Source organism: Enterobacter huaxiensis (assembly GCF_003594935.2).
Taxonomy (GTDB): Bacteria; Pseudomonadota; Gammaproteobacteria; order Enterobacterales; family Enterobacteriaceae; genus Enterobacter; species Enterobacter huaxiensis.
In genome coordinates this window covers 4,214,781-4,232,555 of the sequence record NZ_CP043342.1, presented here as the reverse complement: position 1 = coordinate 4,232,555, position 17,775 = coordinate 4,214,781, and the positions used below count along the sequence as shown (strand labels likewise).

The 17,775-nt window shown below is 53.5% G+C and carries 18 protein-coding genes; 13 read left to right on the top strand and 5 right to left on the bottom strand.

All coding sequences use genetic code 11. The annotated features are described in order from the left end of the window. The first annotated feature begins 1 nt into the window (after position 1). The 12 genes from D5067_RS20190 (at position 2) to D5067_RS20135 (ending at position 13,123) form a co-directional block, all read left to right on the top strand. Entirely contained in the window at positions 2 to 283 is a 282-nt protein-coding gene (locus D5067_RS20190; protein ID WP_125914340.1) for an acyl carrier protein, read from the top strand. 29 nt (positions 284 to 312) lie between these two features. Further along, entirely contained in the window at positions 313 to 1,473 is a 1,161-nt protein-coding gene (locus D5067_RS20185) for an aminomethyl transferase family protein (protein WP_119935728.1), read from the top strand. A gap of 102 nt (positions 1,474 to 1,575) precedes the next feature. Continuing rightward, a complete protein-coding gene (locus tag D5067_RS20180; protein ID WP_119935727.1) occupies positions 1,576 to 4,134 on the top strand; it encodes a beta-ketoacyl-[acyl-carrier-protein] synthase family protein in 2,559 nt (852 codons plus the stop codon). A 4-nt stretch (positions 4,135 to 4,138) separates the two neighbouring features. Beyond that, positions 4,139 to 5,356: a beta-ketoacyl synthase N-terminal-like domain-containing protein gene (locus D5067_RS20175; RefSeq protein ID WP_119935726.1), complete on the top strand. Its 1,218-nt coding sequence runs from the start codon at positions 4,139 to 4,141 to the stop codon at positions 5,354 to 5,356. An 18-nt stretch (positions 5,357 to 5,374) separates the two neighbouring features. Then, the gene (locus tag D5067_RS20170; RefSeq protein WP_119935725.1) at positions 5,375 to 6,325 is read left to right on the top strand and encodes an ATP-binding protein; all 951 of its coding nucleotides are present in this window, start codon (positions 5,375 to 5,377) and stop codon (positions 6,323 to 6,325) included. A gap of 10 nt (positions 6,326 to 6,335) precedes the next feature. Continuing rightward, complete coding sequence (locus D5067_RS20165; protein WP_119935883.1) at positions 6,336 to 7,043, top strand: ABC transporter ATP-binding protein; 708 nt, start codon at positions 6,336 to 6,338, stop codon at positions 7,041 to 7,043. Continuing rightward, positions 7,027 to 7,674 (top strand): hypothetical protein, encoded by a 648-nt coding sequence (locus D5067_RS20160; RefSeq protein WP_119935724.1) that lies wholly within the window; start codon positions 7,027 to 7,029, stop codon positions 7,672 to 7,674. The genes D5067_RS20165 and D5067_RS20160 overlap by 17 nt, the downstream gene beginning before the upstream one ends. Further along, entirely contained in the window at positions 7,675 to 8,985 is a 1,311-nt protein-coding gene (locus D5067_RS20155; protein WP_119935723.1) for an ABC transporter permease, read from the top strand. 9 nt (positions 8,986 to 8,994) lie between these two features. Next, positions 8,995 to 9,783 carry an outer membrane lipoprotein-sorting protein gene (locus tag D5067_RS20150; protein ID WP_119935722.1) on the top strand — a complete coding sequence of 263 codons (789 nt, stop codon included), beginning with the start codon at positions 8,995 to 8,997 and terminating at the stop codon, positions 9,781 to 9,783. Then, positions 9,780 to 11,168 carry a hypothetical protein gene (locus tag D5067_RS20145; RefSeq protein ID WP_119935721.1) on the top strand — a complete coding sequence of 463 codons (1,389 nt, stop codon included), beginning with the start codon at positions 9,780 to 9,782 and terminating at the stop codon, positions 11,166 to 11,168. Before D5067_RS20150 ends, D5067_RS20145 begins: the two co-directional genes overlap by 4 nt. 10 nt (positions 11,169 to 11,178) lie before the next feature. Next, positions 11,179 to 12,111 carry an ACP S-malonyltransferase gene (locus D5067_RS20140; protein WP_119935720.1) on the top strand — a complete coding sequence of 311 codons (933 nt, stop codon included), beginning with the start codon at positions 11,179 to 11,181 and terminating at the stop codon, positions 12,109 to 12,111. Positions 12,112 to 12,121: 10 nt separating this feature from the next. After that, positions 12,122 to 13,123 (top strand): YcdU family protein, encoded by a 1,002-nt coding sequence (locus tag D5067_RS20135; protein WP_119935719.1) that lies wholly within the window; start codon positions 12,122 to 12,124, stop codon positions 13,121 to 13,123. A 175-nt stretch (positions 13,124 to 13,298) separates the two neighbouring features. Here the strand turns inward: D5067_RS20135 and D5067_RS20130 are convergent, their stop codons facing one another. The 4 genes from D5067_RS20130 to trpS all read right to left on the bottom strand — a co-directional run bounded on the left by D5067_RS20130 (position 13,299) and on the right by trpS (position 15,981). Then, the gene (locus D5067_RS20130; protein ID WP_119935718.1) at positions 13,299 to 13,778 is read right to left on the bottom strand and encodes an Hcp family type VI secretion system effector; all 480 of its coding nucleotides are present in this window, start codon (positions 13,776 to 13,778) and stop codon (positions 13,299 to 13,301) included. Between the two features lie 2 nt (positions 13,779 to 13,780). Continuing rightward, positions 13,781 to 14,128, bottom strand: coding sequence for a hypothetical protein (locus D5067_RS20125; RefSeq protein ID WP_119935717.1), 348 nt, complete (start codon positions 14,126 to 14,128; stop codon positions 13,781 to 13,783). Then, positions 14,121 to 14,804 carry an Ssp6 family T6SS pore-forming effector gene (locus tag D5067_RS20120; RefSeq protein WP_119935716.1) on the bottom strand — a complete coding sequence of 228 codons (684 nt, stop codon included), beginning with the start codon at positions 14,802 to 14,804 and terminating at the stop codon, positions 14,121 to 14,123. The genes D5067_RS20125 and D5067_RS20120 overlap by 8 nt, the downstream gene beginning before the upstream one ends. A 172-nt stretch (positions 14,805 to 14,976) precedes the next feature. Continuing rightward, on the bottom strand, positions 14,977 to 15,981 hold the full coding sequence (gene trpS, locus D5067_RS20115) for a tryptophan--tRNA ligase (RefSeq protein WP_119935715.1): 1,005 nt from the start codon (positions 15,979 to 15,981) through the stop codon (positions 14,977 to 14,979). Positions 15,982 to 16,180: 199 nt separating this feature from the next. Here trpS and fosA point away from each other — a divergent pair, with 199 nt between their 5' ends. Next, on the top strand, positions 16,181 to 16,606 hold the full coding sequence (gene fosA / locus D5067_RS20110; protein WP_119935714.1) for a FosA/FosA2 family fosfomycin resistance glutathione transferase: 426 nt from the start codon (positions 16,181 to 16,183) through the stop codon (positions 16,604 to 16,606). Here fosA and D5067_RS20105 read toward each other — a convergent pair. Continuing rightward, positions 16,592 to 17,599 (bottom strand): LacI family DNA-binding transcriptional regulator, encoded by a 1,008-nt coding sequence (locus tag D5067_RS20105; RefSeq protein WP_119935713.1) that lies wholly within the window; start codon positions 17,597 to 17,599, stop codon positions 16,592 to 16,594. The two genes, fosA and D5067_RS20105, sit on opposite strands and share 15 nt — an antisense overlap. Between the last annotated feature and the right edge of the window lie 176 nt (positions 17,600 to 17,775).

The window sequence follows — 17,775 nt, the reverse complement described above, 5'->3', positions numbered from 1 at the left end:
CATGTCAACGATGAACGACGCAATTCAGCAACGCAAGGATGTGCTGCGTAAAATCAAACAGGAAATTATTCAGCGTTTGAATATTCAGCGCGAAGAGTCGCAGATTGACGATGACACTGCGCTGTTTGGCAACGGATTAAAACTTGATTCCGTCGATGCGACGGAAATTGTGGTGATGTTGGATAAAGTGTTCGGCATTAAGGTCGGTGAAAGTGATGACCCTTCTTATATGAGAAGCATCAACAGCCTCGCCACCTTTATTATTCAGAAGCTAAACGCGTAATTCACCCTTTTGACTGACAGGATCACGTTATGACGTCTTTATACGACTTCCATTTGCAGAATAACGCAGTAATGAGCGTTTATAACCATCACTCCGTGCCCGCAGCCTATCATGACCCGATGGTAGAATATAAAGCCGTACGCGAAAATGCTCTCCTCGTGGATTATTCCCATATGTCCATCATCAGCGTGATGGGGGATGATGCATGGGCTCTGGTGAATTATCTGGTCTCTGCCGATGTCTCTATTATTCGCGATGAACAGGCGATTTACTCGCTGGTTCTGAATGACGACGGCACCATTCGCGGTGATGTATACGTCCTGTGTTCTTCAGAGGGGTATTACATTATGTCGGAGAATATTCCCGCCGATGAGCTGATGGCCAGCCTGGCCGCGCTGCTGGAGAAATCAGACGAACTCGATATTCAGGACACCCCTGAAATTAGCGATATGCGCGAACAGCGCTGGGGGGCGATTCTGCTCGAAGGTCCGTACGCCTGGGAGCTGATGGCAGAAATTCACGGCTTCGATGTGATTGGCCTGCCGTATTACGAGTACATGAATACCGACGATGAACTGATGGTGCTCCGCTGCGGTAAACACGGCGAATTTGCGTACATGGTTATCGGCCATGAGGAGAAGTTGGTTGAGCAGTGGCGGCAGCTTCAACAGCAGGGCGGTAAATATCATCTGCAGACCGGCGGCCTGGACTATCAGAAAATCGTGCGTATCGAAAACCCGGGCTGGGATGCGAGCCTGTTTGCTGGCTACAGCCTTAGCCCTGTTGAGCTGCAGATGCAGTGGGCCGTCCAGTACGACAAAGAAGGATTTGTCGGGCAGGAAGCGGTGCAGGCGCTGTCTCAGCAGGCCGGTACGCGCAGGCTGATTGGCATGATCGCCGAAGAGACCTGCTCAGGGATCGCGGCGGGCGATAGCGTGCTGGTTGACGGCCAGGCTATTGGGCACGTGGTGAATGCCGTATTCTCGCCTGCGCTACAGCGCTTTATTGCCCTGGCGCTGCTGGAAAGCGACTATGCCTGGTCCGATATTGCGGGTTATACCCTTCAAACCGATACCGAAACGGTGGTCGCCAGAACTAAAAGCATGCCCTTTATTTATAACCTGAGCATGCTGGTTAATCCGACTGAACACAGCTTTGTTGATGCGTCAAAAGCGAAAAGCGCATTGTAATTGATTCCTTATAAAAACAGTCGGTGGGTAATCAGCAGTGCTAATTCCGCCTGTTTTCCATTTTGACTGTTTTATTATCTGTACACGGCGGTACGGTGAATTATGAAAACAAACAGGAAACGCGTTGTTATTACCGGGATGGGCATCTTATCTTCTCTGGCTGATAACCTTGGGGATTTTAAAGACGCTTTAGTGAATAAGCGCAACGGTGTGGCTGACAGCAAACGCTTTTCAACATGGTTTGAAAATGCCAGAGCGGCTGAAGTGCTGCATGAGATGGATTATTCAGAACTTCCGGATGAGATTATTGACTCACTCGATAATGCGGCGCTGTGGGCTTATAAGGTAGGCAAGGATGCGCTAATTCAGGCGGGGCTGGTTGATGACAAAGCCCAGCTTAAAGAGACCGGCTTAATTGTTGGCGTCTCTTCTGCCGGCACAGAGGCATTTTTGCCGCTGTTTGAGCAGCGCCTGGCCGATTTTTCCCTGCGCAAGGCGCTCTTTTCGGGCGGCTTTTCCTCCTGTTGTTCCAGCGTATCGACCCTGCTGGGTTTGCAGGGCGGGGTCGAGCTGGTCGCTACCGCCTGTACCGCCAGCCCGAATGCGGTCGGCATGGCGTTCGACTATATCCAGAACGGCAAAAACAAAACGATGTTGGCGGTCGGCACTGAGCCTATCTACCTGCCTACCTTCGCCGGTTTTTATGCGCTGAACGTCATGCACCCGAAGGCCTGTACACCGTTTTCGGGCCAGTCCGGCATGTCTATTGGTGAAGGCGCGGGGGCGCTGCTGCTTGAGGACTATGACCACGCCGTGGCGCGTGGCGCCACCATTTACGGCGAGATCCTCTCTTATGCCACCTCCTGCGATGCCTTCCATGAGACCGGACCCGATCCGCGCGCCAGCGGCGCCGTGCAGGTCATGCTCAAAGCCATGGAAAATGCGGGTATCACTCCCGATCGGATTGACTATGTAAACGCCCACGGTACCGGGACCGAAGCCAACGACCGTATTGAAACGCTGGCGATGAAAAAAGTCTTTGCAGGCCATCCGGTGCCGCCGGTGAGTTCGACCAAATCCTATTTTGGCCACAACATTGGTGCAGCGGGCATCGTCGAGCTCATCGCCTGCCTGGTGACGCTGCCCGACAACCACATTTTGCCTACCCTGAACTTCACCGCGGCGCGTCCGAACTGCGATCTGGACTACGTGCCTAACGCGTTCCGCGAGCAAAAGATTAACCTCTTCATGAAGAACAACTATGCCTTCGGCGGAAATAACTGCAGCCTGATCGTGAGCATGGAACCCGGTTCCGTTCCGGTCAGCAGCTTTGAGCAGAAGCGGGTTGCCATTACCGGTACCGGCGCGGTGTCGGCGATTGGGCATACTGTTAATGCGATCCTGGATAGCGTCTGGGCGCGCAATCATACCGTTGCGCTGGGCGAGGTGACTTTCCCGGAAGACACACTCGAAGAGGCAAAAGCGCTGCTGACGGTGCTGGAAGAGACCCATCAGTTTGAATTGCTGTTTGGTGATGCGTTCAGCCTGGATGCCGCGCCGCGCCCGGAGGAGAACGCGCAGTTCAAAACCTTCCAGGTGACGGATCTGGAGCCGCGCAAACACTTGCGCCGCTTTGACCCACGTAAAGCGACCCGTGGCGGCACCTTTGCGCTGATTGCACTGTCCGAAGCGCTGGAGCAGGCGAAGCGCAAAATCAAGCGTGATGGCGATGCGCTGGGCCTGGTGATGGGGATGTCCAGCGGCCCGCAGGAGACGACCTACAAATACCTGCAAAGCCTGAAACCAGACCCTCGTAAGGTCAGGACCTCTGAGTTTCCCGGTTCGCTGATGAATGCGATTCCGACCTTCTGCGGCATTTCCGAAGGGATCAAGGGGTACACCACCACGCTTGCCACCGGCGAGAACGCGGCGCTGGGGGCATTAACCTACGGCTATGAAATCGTGCGTCAGAACCTGCAGCCGCAGGTGCTGGTGGGTGGGGCGGATGAGTATTTTCCGTCGATGTCGATGTACATGAATGCGGTGACGCAAAAGCTCCAGATGACCTCCAGCGCGGATGATTATCAGGTCTACGGTAAAGCCGCGAAAGGCTATGTGCCGGGTGAAGGGGCCTGCATGCTGCTGCTGGAAGATCCGCAGCGGGCGCAGGAGCGCGGGGCGGAGGTGCTGGCGGAGGTCGCCGGGTACGGTAAAGCCTGTAGCAACAGCTACTTTGACGCCGCCATGCACAGCGAAAAATCGTCCTCAATGGCGCTTGCCATTGCCCGCGCGCTGGCCGATGCCGGTGTTGAAGCCCAGGACATTGACCTTGTTTGCGGCACGAGCAACGGCAGCCCCGACAGCTCGCACGTTGAAATCGATGCTATTCATACAATCTTTGCCGACGCGAAGCCGGATGTGCCGGTCGTTAATTACAACGCCTGCTTTGGGTTTGTCGCATCCGCAGCCGGTTTACTCAATCTGATGGTCATTATTGACTGCTTTAAAAAGCAGGCCGTTCCCGCTATTCCACATACCCGCGAATTTTTCGATTCACGAATCAACTTTGTGCGAGAACCGCTGCGGCTGGCGCTCAGGCAGGTATTACTCGTGGGGGCGACGGAAGGCGGGAACTATTACGCGTTTGTGATTAAAGGATAATATTGTGGACAATGCCGCTATCATTTCGGGGTTCAGTTCCTGTTTACCCTTTGCCGAAGACAGCCCTCAGCTTATTCACAACCTGAAGCAGGGAAGGCGCGTTGAAACAAAAGGCTGGTTCAGGTCTGACGACGAGGCAATAAAGTGTGGATTTACCCGGAATATCAAGGTGGCCACGCTGGATCGTACGGATGATAGCGCATTCGATCTGCTCCTTCGCCTGATCGATGATGCTCTCGGGCAGGCTGAGCTGGAGGCGCGCTGCCTCGCCGGAAGTAACGTACGGGTTTATTTGACCGGTATCGGCCCGCGGGTCGACGGTATGGCGTTCAAAAGCTTCTATAACAAAAATGATGTTGAGGATATTCATCTTTCAACATCATTAATGCAGCTGCACGTTGAGAATATGTCGCAGGATCGTCTGGCTGGCGACCTTGCCCGGCAGTATCGGCTGCGCTATTTGCCACCGAATCTGAACTGCACCAGCAACTCGTCGCTGACGGCGATACATTTCGGCTGTCAGGCCATCGAGCATAATGGTGTCGATCTGGTGCTGGTGGTCAACTGTTCCAAAATTAAAACGCAGGATCTCTGGTTTCTCAGTACTCAGTCCATGCTGGATAGCGATCCCGTACAGCCCTTTGGCGAGCACAGTAAAGGGGTCTTATTTGCTGAAGGATTTAGCGTTCTGCTACTTGAAAGCGCACGCCACCGGCGCGCGCGCCAGCGTAGCGGTGGAATACGCTTACAAACCTCCTATATGCAAATCAGCGCGGGCAGAAGTAATGACAGTTCATGGCTTAGCACCAGTATCGTGAAAGTAATGCAGCAAGCGGTCGAAAAAGCGGAAATTGCCGCGGGCGATCTGTGCGCGATTATTCCTCACGGCAACGGATCGTCCATTAGCGATAAAGCCGAAGCGAAAGCCATCGTGATATTTAGCGAAGGGACGTTAATTCCCGTTCTCGCCTATAAAGGTCAGATTGGCTATACCGCCACCGGCTCGGGAATTATTGATTTAATAATTGGGCATCATACGTTGTCCCAGCGGGAAATTATTTCTCCCGTCGCCGGCGACGCCATTATTGAAACCATCGCGCAGCAGGTATGGGTTAATCGCGAGGCAACGCACCACGCGCGCGCTCATCTGCTGAAAATGGGGATTGGGGTGGATGGTTCCGTTATTGGCGTTGTGATGTCTGATACGAATTCAGGGCGGTAGACGTTTATGGAAAAGCCTATGTATTTATCGTCATTTTCATTGATTGAGCCAGAAGAGACATTTTATTTCTACCAGCCAAGCTGGCTGAATGCCTGGGAGGCGCATTTATACAATAAATCGCTGAAGTCTTCCCATGTTAACGGCTGGGGCCTGAAGCGTTTTGGCACCGAGGCTGGGCGGTATGCCGGAGAGATGATCCGAAATCCTCAGTATCAAAAATACCTCGAGGCCATGGAGCTGTCTGCGGATGAGGCGCTGCTGGCGCTGGCCGCCAAGGAGCGCATGAGATTATTGAAGCGCCGGACGGCGTTTATCTACGTCGATTCCTGGGGCGAGTCGGGGCCGTTTGAGAATATAGCCAGCGCCCTGCATATTTCGGCGATAGATACGCTGCCAAAAAATCTGGTCAAAAAGTTCGCTATTAACGGACCCACCTGCAAAATTCGCGGTGAGAAGCAGGGCTTTATGCAGGCTGTCTCGCTGGCGAAGGATTATCTGAGCTGGGATGTGTTTGATTACGTGGTCATCTGCGCCGCATATCGGGCGATCCCAATCCTGGTGTTTTCTGACGAGGATCGTCCTCTTAGCGGCAGAGAAAATCGGCGCGGTAAGGCGGATAACGTCAATTTAACCGTTGAACGTACCGGCTGTTTCATTTTCAGCAGCCAGGAAAGCGCAATAAAGGTGAGTGGCGGGCAATATCTGATGGCGGAAACCCTCGAAAATACGCGGGAGGGGGGACGCATTGCCTATGCGGGCGTGCGCAACGATCTGCTGCAGCGATCGGCAGTGCCTGAAGAAAATATCCTTAACCTGGCGGAGACCTACGGTGCCAGCGGGTGTTTGACGCCTGCACTGAGCTTCGCGTGGGTAAAGCAGCACGCCTCTACAGCAGGAAACCTGAGAACAGTCGTCCCGGACAATGTGCTGGGGTACAGCTATTTCGACATCGACTATGGCAGGGATTAACGGCAACGCTATGAGCAAAATAATAAAAGAGCTGCCCATGCTCTCGTTAAATAATATCTATAAGCACTATGGCGAGGGTGACGGAAAAGTTGACGCATTAAAAAATATTAGCCTCGACGTTGCGAAAGGGGAATTTCTGGCCCTGTGCGGGCCATCCGGCAGCGGTAAAAGCACGCTGCTGAATATTTTATCAGGCATTGATAAACCCAGTGGCGGCACCGTGCTGTTCCTGAATAAATTGCTGAATAATCTGAGTGAAGAGCAGCTTTCTGCGATCCGCGGGAAGCATTTAGGCTTTATCTTTCAGTTTTTTAATTTAATCCCCGTACTCAACGTCTTTGATAACGTCTATTTTCCCCTGGTGCTGAATGGACACATCACGAAAAGCGAGGCGAAAGCACGGGCGCTGCACTTTATCGACAGCGTCGGTCTGGCCGCGTTTACGGATCGTAAGCCGGGACAACTTTCCGGTGGGCAGCAGCAGCGGGTAGCCATCGCCAGAGCGCTGGCGCACGAGCCGCAGATTGTCATCGCCGATGAGCCGACAGGCAATCTCGATTTGGGAACGGGAGAAGCCATTCTGGATCTGCTGCTGAAAATCAATCAGGAGACCCGGACCACTTTTATCATCTCCACGCACTCGAGCCAGCTAAAAGCGCGCGCGCGGCGCGTGGTTGAAATCAAAGACGGAGCCTTAGTTCATGATTCGCAAACATAATTTTTTTCTGCTTTGTGGATGCGTGCTTTACCTGCTGTACGGCGGAACCGTCCGGGCGTCAACGATCCCCGTGGCGGAACGGGTCATTCAGCACGGGTTTCCGACCCAGCCCGCGGCGTTGGCCGAGGTCACTCAGTCGCTGTTTCAGGAGTACAGCCGCAGCGACAATCCCCTTTCGCTGGTGTTTTACGCCTACGGCATGCTCCGCCAGGCCGATTATTTTCTGACGGCCAGCGATCTCATTCGGGCGTCAGAATACGCGAAGACCGGTTTTTTCTATCTTGATGAGGCGGTTGAGCTTCACGAAGACGACCCGAAAATCCGTTATCTGCGCGCACGGGTTGATGCATGGCTGGCGTCTGATTTAGGGCGTTGCGTCATCACGCTCAACGATACCGCTTTGATGTTGAATAACGCCCAGGGCTTCAGCGTGGGGCTGGTGGAGCATATCAAAGGGATGCGCTATCGCGCGCTGCTGAGCTGTAAACGTTCCCAGCAGGCAAAGACGTTGCTGTCGGAAATTAAAAAACAGGATCCCGACGCGGCCGCGGCGCTGGAGTCCGGTAGCGCACCGGAATGGGATATGACCGAAGTCACTCAGATAGTGTTACCACTGGTGAAAGGGAAATAAATGGTCTGGCAAATGGTTTTAGCCACTGTGGTTGTAATCGGCATTCTGCTTTTTGTGGCGTGGTGTGCAATATATCGCTCGCGAGACGTGAAGTTCGCTTTTTTAAACCTCTTCCGTCACAAGCGGCGATCGTTTTCTACCCTTGCCGCGATTATGCTGGGGGGGATATCGATATTTCTGTACGGCGGTTTTATCGATTACTCATTCTGGATCCTGAAAGAGCAAACTATTCGAACCAACGTTGGGCATGTTCAGATCTACAAAAATAACTATTTTGAGACGTCAAATAAAAACAAAAGCCTTATCAACGACTATCAGGCGTTGAAAAAGGCGATCCTCAGCGAACCGGAACTGGCGAAGTCAATCTCAACTCTTTCCGGACAGCTGGAGTTCTCTGGGGTGATTTCGCAGTACGAAAGCGAAACCTCGAGCTATTTTTCCGCCCTCGGCGTGGAGCCATTACCGGCTTTAAAACTGGGCGCGTTTGATAAGCTTATTTCCGGCAGCGATCTTTCGCGGGTAAAAACCAATGAAATTACTCTCGGCAGCGGGCTGGCGAAAACGCTTAATGCTCATTACGACGACTGGCTGGACGTACTGGTGGTTAACGCCCAGGGCGGGCAGGGCGCACTATCCCTTAAGCTGCGCGGCGTGTTTCAGTCAGGGATCAAGGATTACGACGATGTGGCAATGAAAATCCCGCTTGCTACCGCGCAGCGTATGATGGGAACCGACGGCGTCAGCAAAATCCTGATCCTGCTCAATGAGGATGATACGGCAGCATTCTGCGACAGGCTGCGTCTGTTTATTTCCCAACACAATTTGCCGCTGATCGTAAAGGACTGGAAAGAGGTCTCGCTGTTTTATCAGCAGGTTGAAGGGTTACTCTCCGGGATCTATTTCTTTATTAAGCTCATCGTCAGCCTGATCGTCATCTTCATGATTAGCAATGCCATGACGATGAACATTATTGAGCGCACCCGGGAAATAACCACGCTGAGGGCAATTGGCTTAAAACCGCTGCACGTCACGCGACTTTTTTTATTAGAGGGTATTTTCACCGGCATTATGGGGGCCGCCGGGAGCCTTGCGATCGGTTACGCCATTGCGACGGTCATTAATATTCAGGGGATCCCCATGCCACCGTCACCGGGACAATCCCAGGGATATACGGCATTTATTAAAACGGACACGCTGGCGCTTAACTGGATAACGCTGGTACTGCCCATATTAACGGCAGCCGGCGCCTCGGTACTGCCCGCCCTGCGTGCCTCTCGGTTGAATATTTCGGACGCGTTTAAATTCTCGTAAGGAAGCGATATGTTAAGCAAGATTAATACCGCGCTGCTGTTAGGTTTGACGCTCTTATCGACCTGGGTTTTTGCATCTCCTGAAGATGAAAAAGCGCTGGAGATTATCCGCCGGGCTGACGAGGTTCGCTCTCCAAATAAGCCTTTTCGTTACACCCTGACGATTAGCGAATATCAGGCGGGTGCGACGCAGCCTGAGAATAAGCAGATCCTTGATATCTCTATGCGCTTTATTAAGCCGGATGGCGAGACAAAAGCGGATGCCCGTTCTCTGGCGCGGTTAATCTTTCCGCCGCGGGACAAAGGAAAAGTGCTGTTCTCGGACGGTTACGCGCTGTGGTTTTATACGCCAGAACTCCGCCGCCCCGTACCGGTTTCTCCACAGCAGCGGCTTATTGGACAGATAGCCAACGGGGACGTGATCGTCACCAATTTTGAATACGCCTATCGCTCAACCCTGCAGGGAGAAGTGCCTTGTGGCGAAAACGTCTGTTATTCGCTGCTGCTCGAACGCAAGTCTGCCGAGGCAACCTGGCCAAAAATCAGCTACTACGTCGAGAAAGAGGGCGATAACCGGCCATTTAAAGCCTCTTATTACTCTCTCGACGATCGGTTGTTTAAAGAAGTGACGTACCATGATTTTCAACCGGTGCTGGGCAAAATGCGGCCGACGAAAATCGTGGTCAAGGACACCCGAAACGGCAATCGATATTCGGTTATGGAATACAGTGATATTCGTCTGGAATCACTGCCGGAATCCTGGTTTACCCGCGAGTCCATCATGCGTGGTGTGCAATGAAACGCGTGCTGGCGAGGATAACCCTGATCCTGTCCTGTGCGCCCTTTAGCCTGCTGGCCGAGTGCTTGTCGGGGGCTGAGGTTGCTCAAAATGCCACGGTGACGCTGTTTGAGCAGACGACATACGTCAAGAAGCAGACCTCGCCCTGGCAGATTAACGGTAAAAATCCTTACACCCGCAACAATGTTTTTAACGATGCGGGTATCAACATTGCCAGCAGTTGCGCGCTTGTCGACAATGCCCTGAACCTTGATTTTTCGCTTTACGGGCTGACCTGGTACGGCGCTCGGCCGCTGGGTGCATTTGAAAAAGAGGACCGCCGCTCGCGGGCGATCCTCGAAAAATTGCGCATGGTGTATAGCGTCTCCGACCAGATCCAGCTGGAGATGGGCAAGCTCAAACCGAAGCCGGGGCTTTTTTTCCTGCGTTCGCCGGCGGATCTCCTTAGCCAGTACTACGGCGGCTTTAAGCCCACGCGCCTTTACGATCCGCAGATGAGATCCGCGTATCAGTCCTCCTCCTGGGCGGCCACGCTGTCTGCGGATGACCGGCAGCATGCGCTATCTCTGAGCGTCGTACCGAAGCTGTCGACCATTGATAAACGCTACCTCTCTTCCAGCGCCTGGTCAGACAACCAGCGGGGTAACAGCAGTGAAGCCTGGCTGCTGAGCTACTCGTCGCATCACTTTCGCGATCATACCCCCGGCGCGCGCGTTCTGCTCGGCGATTCCCAGTCGGTTGCGTTTTCCGATAGCTTCACCTGGACGCCCCAGGTGACGTTTAAGGGAGAGATGGCGTTTCACCGCGGGCAGCGCTGGCGGCACCTTTCAGACCGGCAGCGCCGGGCGCTGGAGCGTTATCAGTTTCCGACATCGCTTTACAGCGCTGAGGATAAGCCTGGCGTTGAGCTGGCTGCGGGAGGGGAATATACCTCTGATAACTTCTCTCTTTTCGGGCTGGAATATTATTTTCAGAGCGAAGGCTATTCCCGCTCCCAGTGGCAAAAGCAGCGTGAACTGTTGCGCTTTCTGAATACCCGAACCGGCTACGATCCGCTGGACAGCGCGTTCGACTCGTATAAGTACCTCATGTCATCGGAAATCAGTAATACCGGTAATAAGGGCATGCTGCAGGGGAAACATTATCTTAACGCGTGGGCGAGTCTGCAGGCTGGAGGAGACATCGCGCTGCGGCCTTACCTGGTGCTCAATCTTGTCGACACCAGTACCCTCGCCGGCCTTCACGTTAGCGCGCCGCTGAACGCCATAAACGACAGTCTGGAAGCCTTCGGTGGATTTTATGCCGCACTGGGAGCGGCCGATTCAGAGTTCGCACTCTTCGGTGAGTCCGTCGGTATGTACGTCGGACTGAAATATTATTTATAAGGAGATAACGATGACGCTTAATGATTCTGAACATCCCGTCGTGCTGCTTTTTTCCGGACAGGGAAACCCGATGACCGGCATGGGAAGCGATCTGTGGGATATTAACGCCGCGACGAAGCGGATCTGGGATTGTGCCAGCGATATATCCGGGAGGGATCTCCGTCGGCTGTGTCTCCGGGGGCCGATGAACAAGCTGATTCAGACGCCGGTGCAGCAGATGGCGGTAACGGCCATTAACGTGACGCTGTTCGACCTGTGGAAAGTACGGTTTAACCGAACGCCCGTTATCGGCTCCTGTGGCCATAGCGTGGGTGAATATAGCGCGCTGTATGCTGCCGGGGCGCTCTCGCTGGAGACGTTGTTCCGCACGATCCATTTTCGCGCCAGCACGATGGATGCGGTAAGCAAGGTGCATAAAGGGACGATGCTGGCCCTGAAGGGCATGACGCATACGCAGCTTGCAGAGACAATCGCCCGTTCGGGCATTGCGCTGGATATCAGCTGCGATAACACCCCACATCAGCAGGTGATCGGCGGCACGTCGGGGGCGCTAAATGATTTCGCCAGCCTTCTGCTGCGTGAAGGTCTTAGCCCCATTAAGCTGGGCGTAAGCGGCGCCTGGCATACGCGCTTAATGGCGGACGGCGTTGAGCCGATGCGCGAATGCCTTGCCGGGCAGCCCCTTACCGCGCCGGAGCATGAGGTGGTAATGAACGTGACGGCGCAGCCTGAGCGGGAGCCGGAGAAGATAAAAGAAAATCTGGCGTTGCACCTGACCCATACGGTGAAGTGGCGCGATACGCTGTCGTATTTTTTACATCACGAGAGGCGTCCGCACTTTATCGAAATGAGCAATAAACCCTACCTGGGTCAGATGCTGAATGATTTTCCCGGGGGCGCATCTTCCCCGGTTGTCCACTGCAGAAAAGCACTAGAGATATAACGGTAGCGCTATGATCCCTGATTATTTAACGTTTATTCGGTTTCAGGATAAAAGGAACCTGCTTTTAATCTATGTTGTTACGCTGATCCTGTTGGGGTTTTACGGGAAAAATAGCGGTTTCTCGTTCTCCCGCGAGGATGCGTGGTGCGTGAGCGGTATTTTAGCGCTGGTGCTCTATGCGTTTATTAACGATCTCAGGGCGTATTGGGCCTATAAATGCGTGGTCAAAAACGTAGACCTGAGCTGCTTTCTGAACGACGAGAGGAGCGTAAGGCATCATTTTCTCTTTTCTCCCTTCACGGTTCTGGCAGGCGCCGCGCTGCTATTTTGCGGGTTAACGTGGGCACTCTTTTCCCTCGCATCGCCGGGCCTGGCGCTTGCCGCAGTCGCGATTGTGGCGCCGTTGCTTATCTGGGGAATATTTGCCCTGCTGCGCCCTGTATATATCAGGCAGGTCATCGTCTCTGCGAGAGATACGATCAAATACAAGCGGCTTACGGGTTATTTGGCGGTGGCGGTCGTCATGTCCGTTATGATGAATTTACTGACGATCGCGCCGCTCGGCAGACGCGCAGAGTTCGATTTCTATGGGCATTACTTCACGCTCAAAGCCATTATCACTATGCTGATACTCTGCGCGGTCGTTCTGGCGATTAATCTGCTGTTTTTACGCTTTACTAAACGCTATATCTTCCTCGGGCATCTGTTCCTGAATGAGATTGATCTTTTCTTTTCGCAAGCTATTCCGTGGCGTTCGCTGTATGCAAAGCCGCTGTGGCTGAGGCTTGCGATCCTGCTGGTCATTCAGTTTGCATGGTTAGTATTGGTCGCGCTTGTCGTGACGCTGGCGGGAAGGGCGCTGTGTTTCGAGGCCTATTTTTTGCTTTGCTATGCCCCTTGTCTGGCTTATTACGTCCTGCATGCCTGGTGGAAATGGCATAACGATTTCATGATGTCATGCGATATGTGCCTTCGCTGGGATGAGATCAAAAGGCAAAACGCATTATGGTAAGCGGTTGAGAAGCACCGGCGGCGCATATCTGAGCTTAAGCAATATGTGCCGCTGGCTTAATCTCAAAACACCGGCACCCCCAGCCCGCCTGGTAATGCGCCATCATCGCCGCCACTCCGCTTGTGCATACCGGCAAGCACAAACTTAACTCGGCCCGAGAAATTTTAAAGTCGGTTCAGGCTATCGCCATATGATTCCAGGCATCTTTGTAAACTATATTCCCGTGACAGTGTTTCCAGGTAATTGCCTCATATCTTAGCTCGATCGTCTCTGTATGCGTTCCTGTTCCAGAACCCGGGAATAGATTTGGCGTTATACCTGTGATTTTTACATTCTCCAGGATAATGTTGAAATATTCTCTCTCGATTCCTGCATCATCAATTTGATACATTTTGAACGTAGCCGATTTTAGTGTTTGGTTTTCACACAGTGCCCTGATGAGAACCGGTGTCGTTTTATCAAATTCTTTCTGAACGGCAATCGGTGTATGTACGCGGGTACCTGTTAGTCGGCCTGTATTTCCACTCACGGGAATGGTGAGGTGATGAGCGACCGCCTTTAATTCAATAGCGCCTAACCGACCGGACACCATGGAACCTCCTACGACGGGTGAGCCATTAGCATCGGTTAACCAAAGATATGCTGGATTTGACATGATTATTCCTCATCTATATTGACAAAAGAAGGTAGGTGCAACATCGCCACGACCCATATGAACAAGCCAATAATTTTCAGCGGCCATGGTTCAAGGACTGCTATACAAGCAAATGCACCGATGATCAGTAAGGGACCTGATAACACATCCAGGATCCCGCCAAAAATGGATATCTTTCCTGGCAGGAATTTATTCATTACTAATGAAATAATGTAAGCGCTTAGGGTAATGATGCAAAAAGCGATTGTTTTATCATGCCAGGTTTCGAATTCAACACAGCAAAGGATATAGGCTAATACTAAGTATGAGCAAAGAAGCAGGTTTATAATTGGGATGATAAACCTACTCATACGCGCCTGCCGTAGGGCGTGTAGTTATTTTTTCATTAACTTTCTTCATGATCTGATTAAATACAGGTTTTCCTTCTGAATAACCTGCATGGATAGCATCTACGAAAGGCTGGACGGCATCAGCGAACAGAAAATAAAGTAGGTCATAGTCTCTGGGTCTCAGAAGTTGATATACTTCTGGGGCTTCTGCTTTGAGTCTGTCAGATGTCCTAATTGATCGTTCAGCCATTCCCCCAAATAAAAGAAGTGTGCTCAGTGCTGTGATTGGGTTACCTTTCCCTTTAAAAACAACAAACGTAAAAGATGTTCTTTCAATAACATGTTTAGCGATAGTGGATGCAATAAAATTGGTTGATATTCTACCTGCAATTGAAGTCATTACAGATCTGTATATTTTATCCTGCTCCGCCTCTGTTAAAAATCTGTTGAATTCTTTAAGTATAACTTTGACAGCGTTGATAATGTTCTCGTAATTCAAAATGTCATTTTTTATGGCAGTAATCATTCGTATACGTTGAGTTTCACGAGCATACCTGGTATCCGTGTCAAAGATACCATAAATCAGATATCCATAATCTAGCGGTACAGATAGCCCTCCATTTATAAGCCCAGTAACGATATCAGGAGAAACGATAATGTTGCATAATCTCCGGGCTATATCTTCTATATCAGCCATAATAAACCTTTAAATACGCAATAAAGGATTTATCAATGTAATATTAATGTGATTGAAGCAATTTATCTTATCTAAATAAGGAATTAAGAATTGTTAGAGGTATCAATTTCATCTTTAATGAGATAATCAGCGGTTTCATGCCCATCCCACGCACTCCACCGCTAAACCTACTTTAACTAAACACCGGCACCCCCAGCCCAACCTTCACCTCCCTCAACGTCGCCTGCGTCACCCCCTGCGCCCGTTCAGTACCGCGCTTCAGCATCGCCATCAGCTCGCCCCTGTCACGCATATACATCGCCCTCCGCTCCCGCATCGGCGCAATCAGCTCCTGCAAACACGCCTCCAGCTCGTTCTTGCACACACGGTCGCCCAGCCCGCCCGCCTGATAGTGCGCCTTCATCGCCGCCACTTTCTCCTTGTCCGGATGAAACGCGTCGAGGTACGTAAACACCACGTTCCCCTCAATCTGCCCCGGGTCGCTCACCTTCAGGTGATTCGGGTCGGTGTACATCGCGCTGACCGCACGGTGAATCGTCTCTTCACTGGCCGAAAGGTGCAGCGTGTTGCCCAGCGATTTCGACATCTTGGCGCTGCCGTCGATGCCGGGCAGGCGGCTGGTGTCGCTCAGCATCGCTTTGCAGTGGCGCAGCACCGGGGCGGGCAGCAGGCTGTTCATCTTGTGCACAATCTCGTTGGTCTGCTCAATCATCGGCAGCTGGTCGTCGCCGACGGGCACGCACTCGGCCTTAAACGCGGTGATGTCCGCCGCCTGGCTGATGGGGTAGGCCATAAACCCGACCGGCAGCGAGCGGGCGAAACCCTTCTGCGCAATCTCGTTTTTCACCGTCGGGTTACGCTCCACGCGGGCGACGGTGACGATGTTCATATATAACATCGTCAGCTCGGCGAGGGCGGGCAGGGCGGACTGCAGGCAGATCGTGGTCAGGTTCGGGTCGATGCCGGCGGCGAGGTAGTCGGCCAGCACTTCGGGGATGTTGTCGCGGATCTTCTGCGGGTTGCTGCCGTTGTCGGTCAGCCCCTGCAGGTCGGCAATCAGCACAAACTGGCTGTGCGTCTGCTGGAGCGCCACGCGCTGGCGCAGCGATCCGACGAAGTGGCCGAGGTGCAGCGGGCCGGTTGGGCGGTCGCCGGTGAGGATGGTGGGTGCGTTCATAAAGACTCCTTAATGTGCAGTTGCCGAAAGGGGTCTTAGATGTGAGAAAGCCGCCTTTCGGCGGCTATCTGAAAATGGGGAAAACTACTCCGTGCCGCCTTTAAGAAGGCAGCCACCAGCGGTTTACGGTGAGCACGGCGTGGTTTATGTTCATGCTTTTACCGTACCACGTCCGGCGCGAAAAACAAAAGGGCTCGTCATGCTGCAATCACTCAACCACCTGACCCTCGCGGTCAGCGACCTGCAAAAAAGCGTCACCTTCTGGCACGAGCTGCTTGGTTTGACGCTGCACGCCCGCTGGAATACCGGGGCCTATCTCACCTGCGGCGATCTGTGGGTCTGCCTGTCGTACGACGAGGCGCGCAGGAACATGCCGCCGCAGGGGAGCGACTACACCCACTACGCGTTTACCGTGGCGGAAGAAGATTTTGAACCCTTCTCGCTAAGGCTTAAGCAGGCGGGCGTCACCGTCTGGAAGCAGAATAAAAGCGAGGGGGCGTCGTTCTATTTTCTCGACCCGGACGGGCACAAGCTGGAGCTACACGTGGGCAGCCTCGCCGCGCGGCTGGCGGCGTGTCGCGAGAAGCCCTATGCGGGCATGGTGTTTACCTCAGACGAGGCTTGAGGCGCGCACCTTCAGCCTGCCCGCCAGCGTCACGTGCGTGGCGGCATCTTCCTGATTGCACAGGTACTCCACCGCCAGCCGTCCCAGCTCGCTGTAGGGCAGTTGGATACTGGTCAGCGGCGGGGTGAGCTGCTCGGAGATCTTCTGGTCGTCATAGCCCGCCAGCAGCATGTCCTGCGGAATGCGCACGCCGTTCACCGCCAGCGCCTGATAGCAGCCAATCGCCAGCCAGTCGCTGGCGCAGAAGATGGCGTCCGGGCGCTCGGCCAGTTCCAGCAGCGAAGCTGTCGCGGTAAAAGACTCGCTGAACTGCCAGTTGGTCTGGCGCACCAGGCCGTCGTCGCACGCGAGTCCGGCCTGCTGCAGCGCCGCCCGGTAGCCCGCCAGACGCTGGCGCGTGGCCTCCATCCAGCTCTCGCCGGTGATGTGGGCAATGCGCGTGGCCCCGCAGGCGATGAGGTGTCTGGTGACCTGAAAGGCGTTGGCGTAGTCGTCCGGGATAAGCGACGGCAGCAGCGGCGAGCCTGGGTCGCGCTGGTTGAGCAGCACCAGCGGAATGCGGGTGCAGTCCTGAAACGCCGTCATATCGACGACGTTCGTGACCGGCGAGGCGAGGATAATCCCGATGCAGTTGCGCTTGTCCAGCTGGCGGATGATGTTCAGGGCCAGCTCCACGTCGTCGCCGTAGTCATAGACGGTGAGCAGGGTCTCGTTGCGCCACGCCGCTTCCCGCGCCTGGCTGATGGCGTCGATAAACGGATCGAAGCTCTGCAGGGAGCTGACCAGCAGGGCGATCTCCTCCTGGTTGCGCGGAGCGTGAACGGCGGGGAGGCGGTCGTAGCCGAGCTCGGTAGCGATGTTAATCACCCGCTGGCGGGTGTCGTCGCTGAGCTTGATGTTGCGGGACTGGTTAAGCACCAGCGATACCGTCGCCTGCGACACCCCCGCCGCACGCGCAATATCGTTCATCGTCACTTTCGTTTTTCGCTTCATCCGTCCTCTCCCTTTCGCGAATTCGCATCATACCCTAACCGCACGCTTTAGCGCCGTCGATCACGTTTCTCATTCATCGAAGCGCGATCTTTGTGAGGGCCGTCGCTTTTCTTCGCGCCGTGATTTGCGCATTTATCCCCTGGATAATATTTATTAGCTAAACATTATCAGTAAGA

What these genes read in the sequence shown, in the direction of transcription:
- D5067_RS20120 (WP_119935716.1), bottom strand. Translation starts at nt 14,804, where the DNA reads ATGGCTGATATAGAAGATATAGCCCGGAGATTATGCAACATTATCGTT.
- D5067_RS20140 (WP_119935720.1), top strand. Translation starts at nt 11,179, where the DNA reads ATGACGCTTAATGATTCTGAACATCCCGTCGTGCTGCTTTTTTCCGGA.
- D5067_RS20145 (WP_119935721.1), top strand. Translation starts at nt 9,780, where the DNA reads ATGAAACGCGTGCTGGCGAGGATAACCCTGATCCTGTCCTGTGCGCCC.
- D5067_RS20185 (WP_119935728.1), top strand. Translation starts at nt 313, where the DNA reads ATGACGTCTTTATACGACTTCCATTTGCAGAATAACGCAGTAATGAGC.
- D5067_RS20105 (WP_119935713.1), bottom strand. Translation starts at nt 17,599, where the DNA reads ATGAAGCGAAAAACGAAAGTGACGATGAACGATATTGCGCGTGCGGCG.
- D5067_RS20155 (WP_119935723.1), top strand. Translation starts at nt 7,675, where the DNA reads ATGGTCTGGCAAATGGTTTTAGCCACTGTGGTTGTAATCGGCATTCTG.
- D5067_RS20190 (WP_125914340.1), top strand. Translation starts at nt 2, where the DNA reads ATGTCAACGATGAACGACGCAATTCAGCAACGCAAGGATGTGCTGCGT.
- D5067_RS20125 (WP_119935717.1), bottom strand. Translation starts at nt 14,128, where the DNA reads ATGAGTAGGTTTATCATCCCAATTATAAACCTGCTTCTTTGCTCATAC.
- D5067_RS20180 (WP_119935727.1), top strand. Translation starts at nt 1,576, where the DNA reads ATGAAAACAAACAGGAAACGCGTTGTTATTACCGGGATGGGCATCTTA.
- D5067_RS20130 (WP_119935718.1), bottom strand. Translation starts at nt 13,778, where the DNA reads ATGTCAAATCCAGCATATCTTTGGTTAACCGATGCTAATGGCTCACCC.
- D5067_RS20165 (WP_119935883.1), top strand. Translation starts at nt 6,336, where the DNA reads ATGAGCAAAATAATAAAAGAGCTGCCCATGCTCTCGTTAAATAATATC.
- D5067_RS20150 (WP_119935722.1), top strand. Translation starts at nt 8,995, where the DNA reads ATGTTAAGCAAGATTAATACCGCGCTGCTGTTAGGTTTGACGCTCTTA.
- trpS (WP_119935715.1), bottom strand. Translation starts at nt 15,981, where the DNA reads ATGAACGCACCCACCATCCTCACCGGCGACCGCCCAACCGGCCCGCTG.
- D5067_RS20160 (WP_119935724.1), top strand. Translation starts at nt 7,027, where the DNA reads ATGATTCGCAAACATAATTTTTTTCTGCTTTGTGGATGCGTGCTTTAC.
- D5067_RS20135 (WP_119935719.1), top strand. Translation starts at nt 12,122, where the DNA reads ATGATCCCTGATTATTTAACGTTTATTCGGTTTCAGGATAAAAGGAAC.
- fosA (WP_119935714.1), top strand. Translation starts at nt 16,181, where the DNA reads ATGCTGCAATCACTCAACCACCTGACCCTCGCGGTCAGCGACCTGCAA.
- D5067_RS20170 (WP_119935725.1), top strand. Translation starts at nt 5,375, where the DNA reads ATGTATTTATCGTCATTTTCATTGATTGAGCCAGAAGAGACATTTTAT.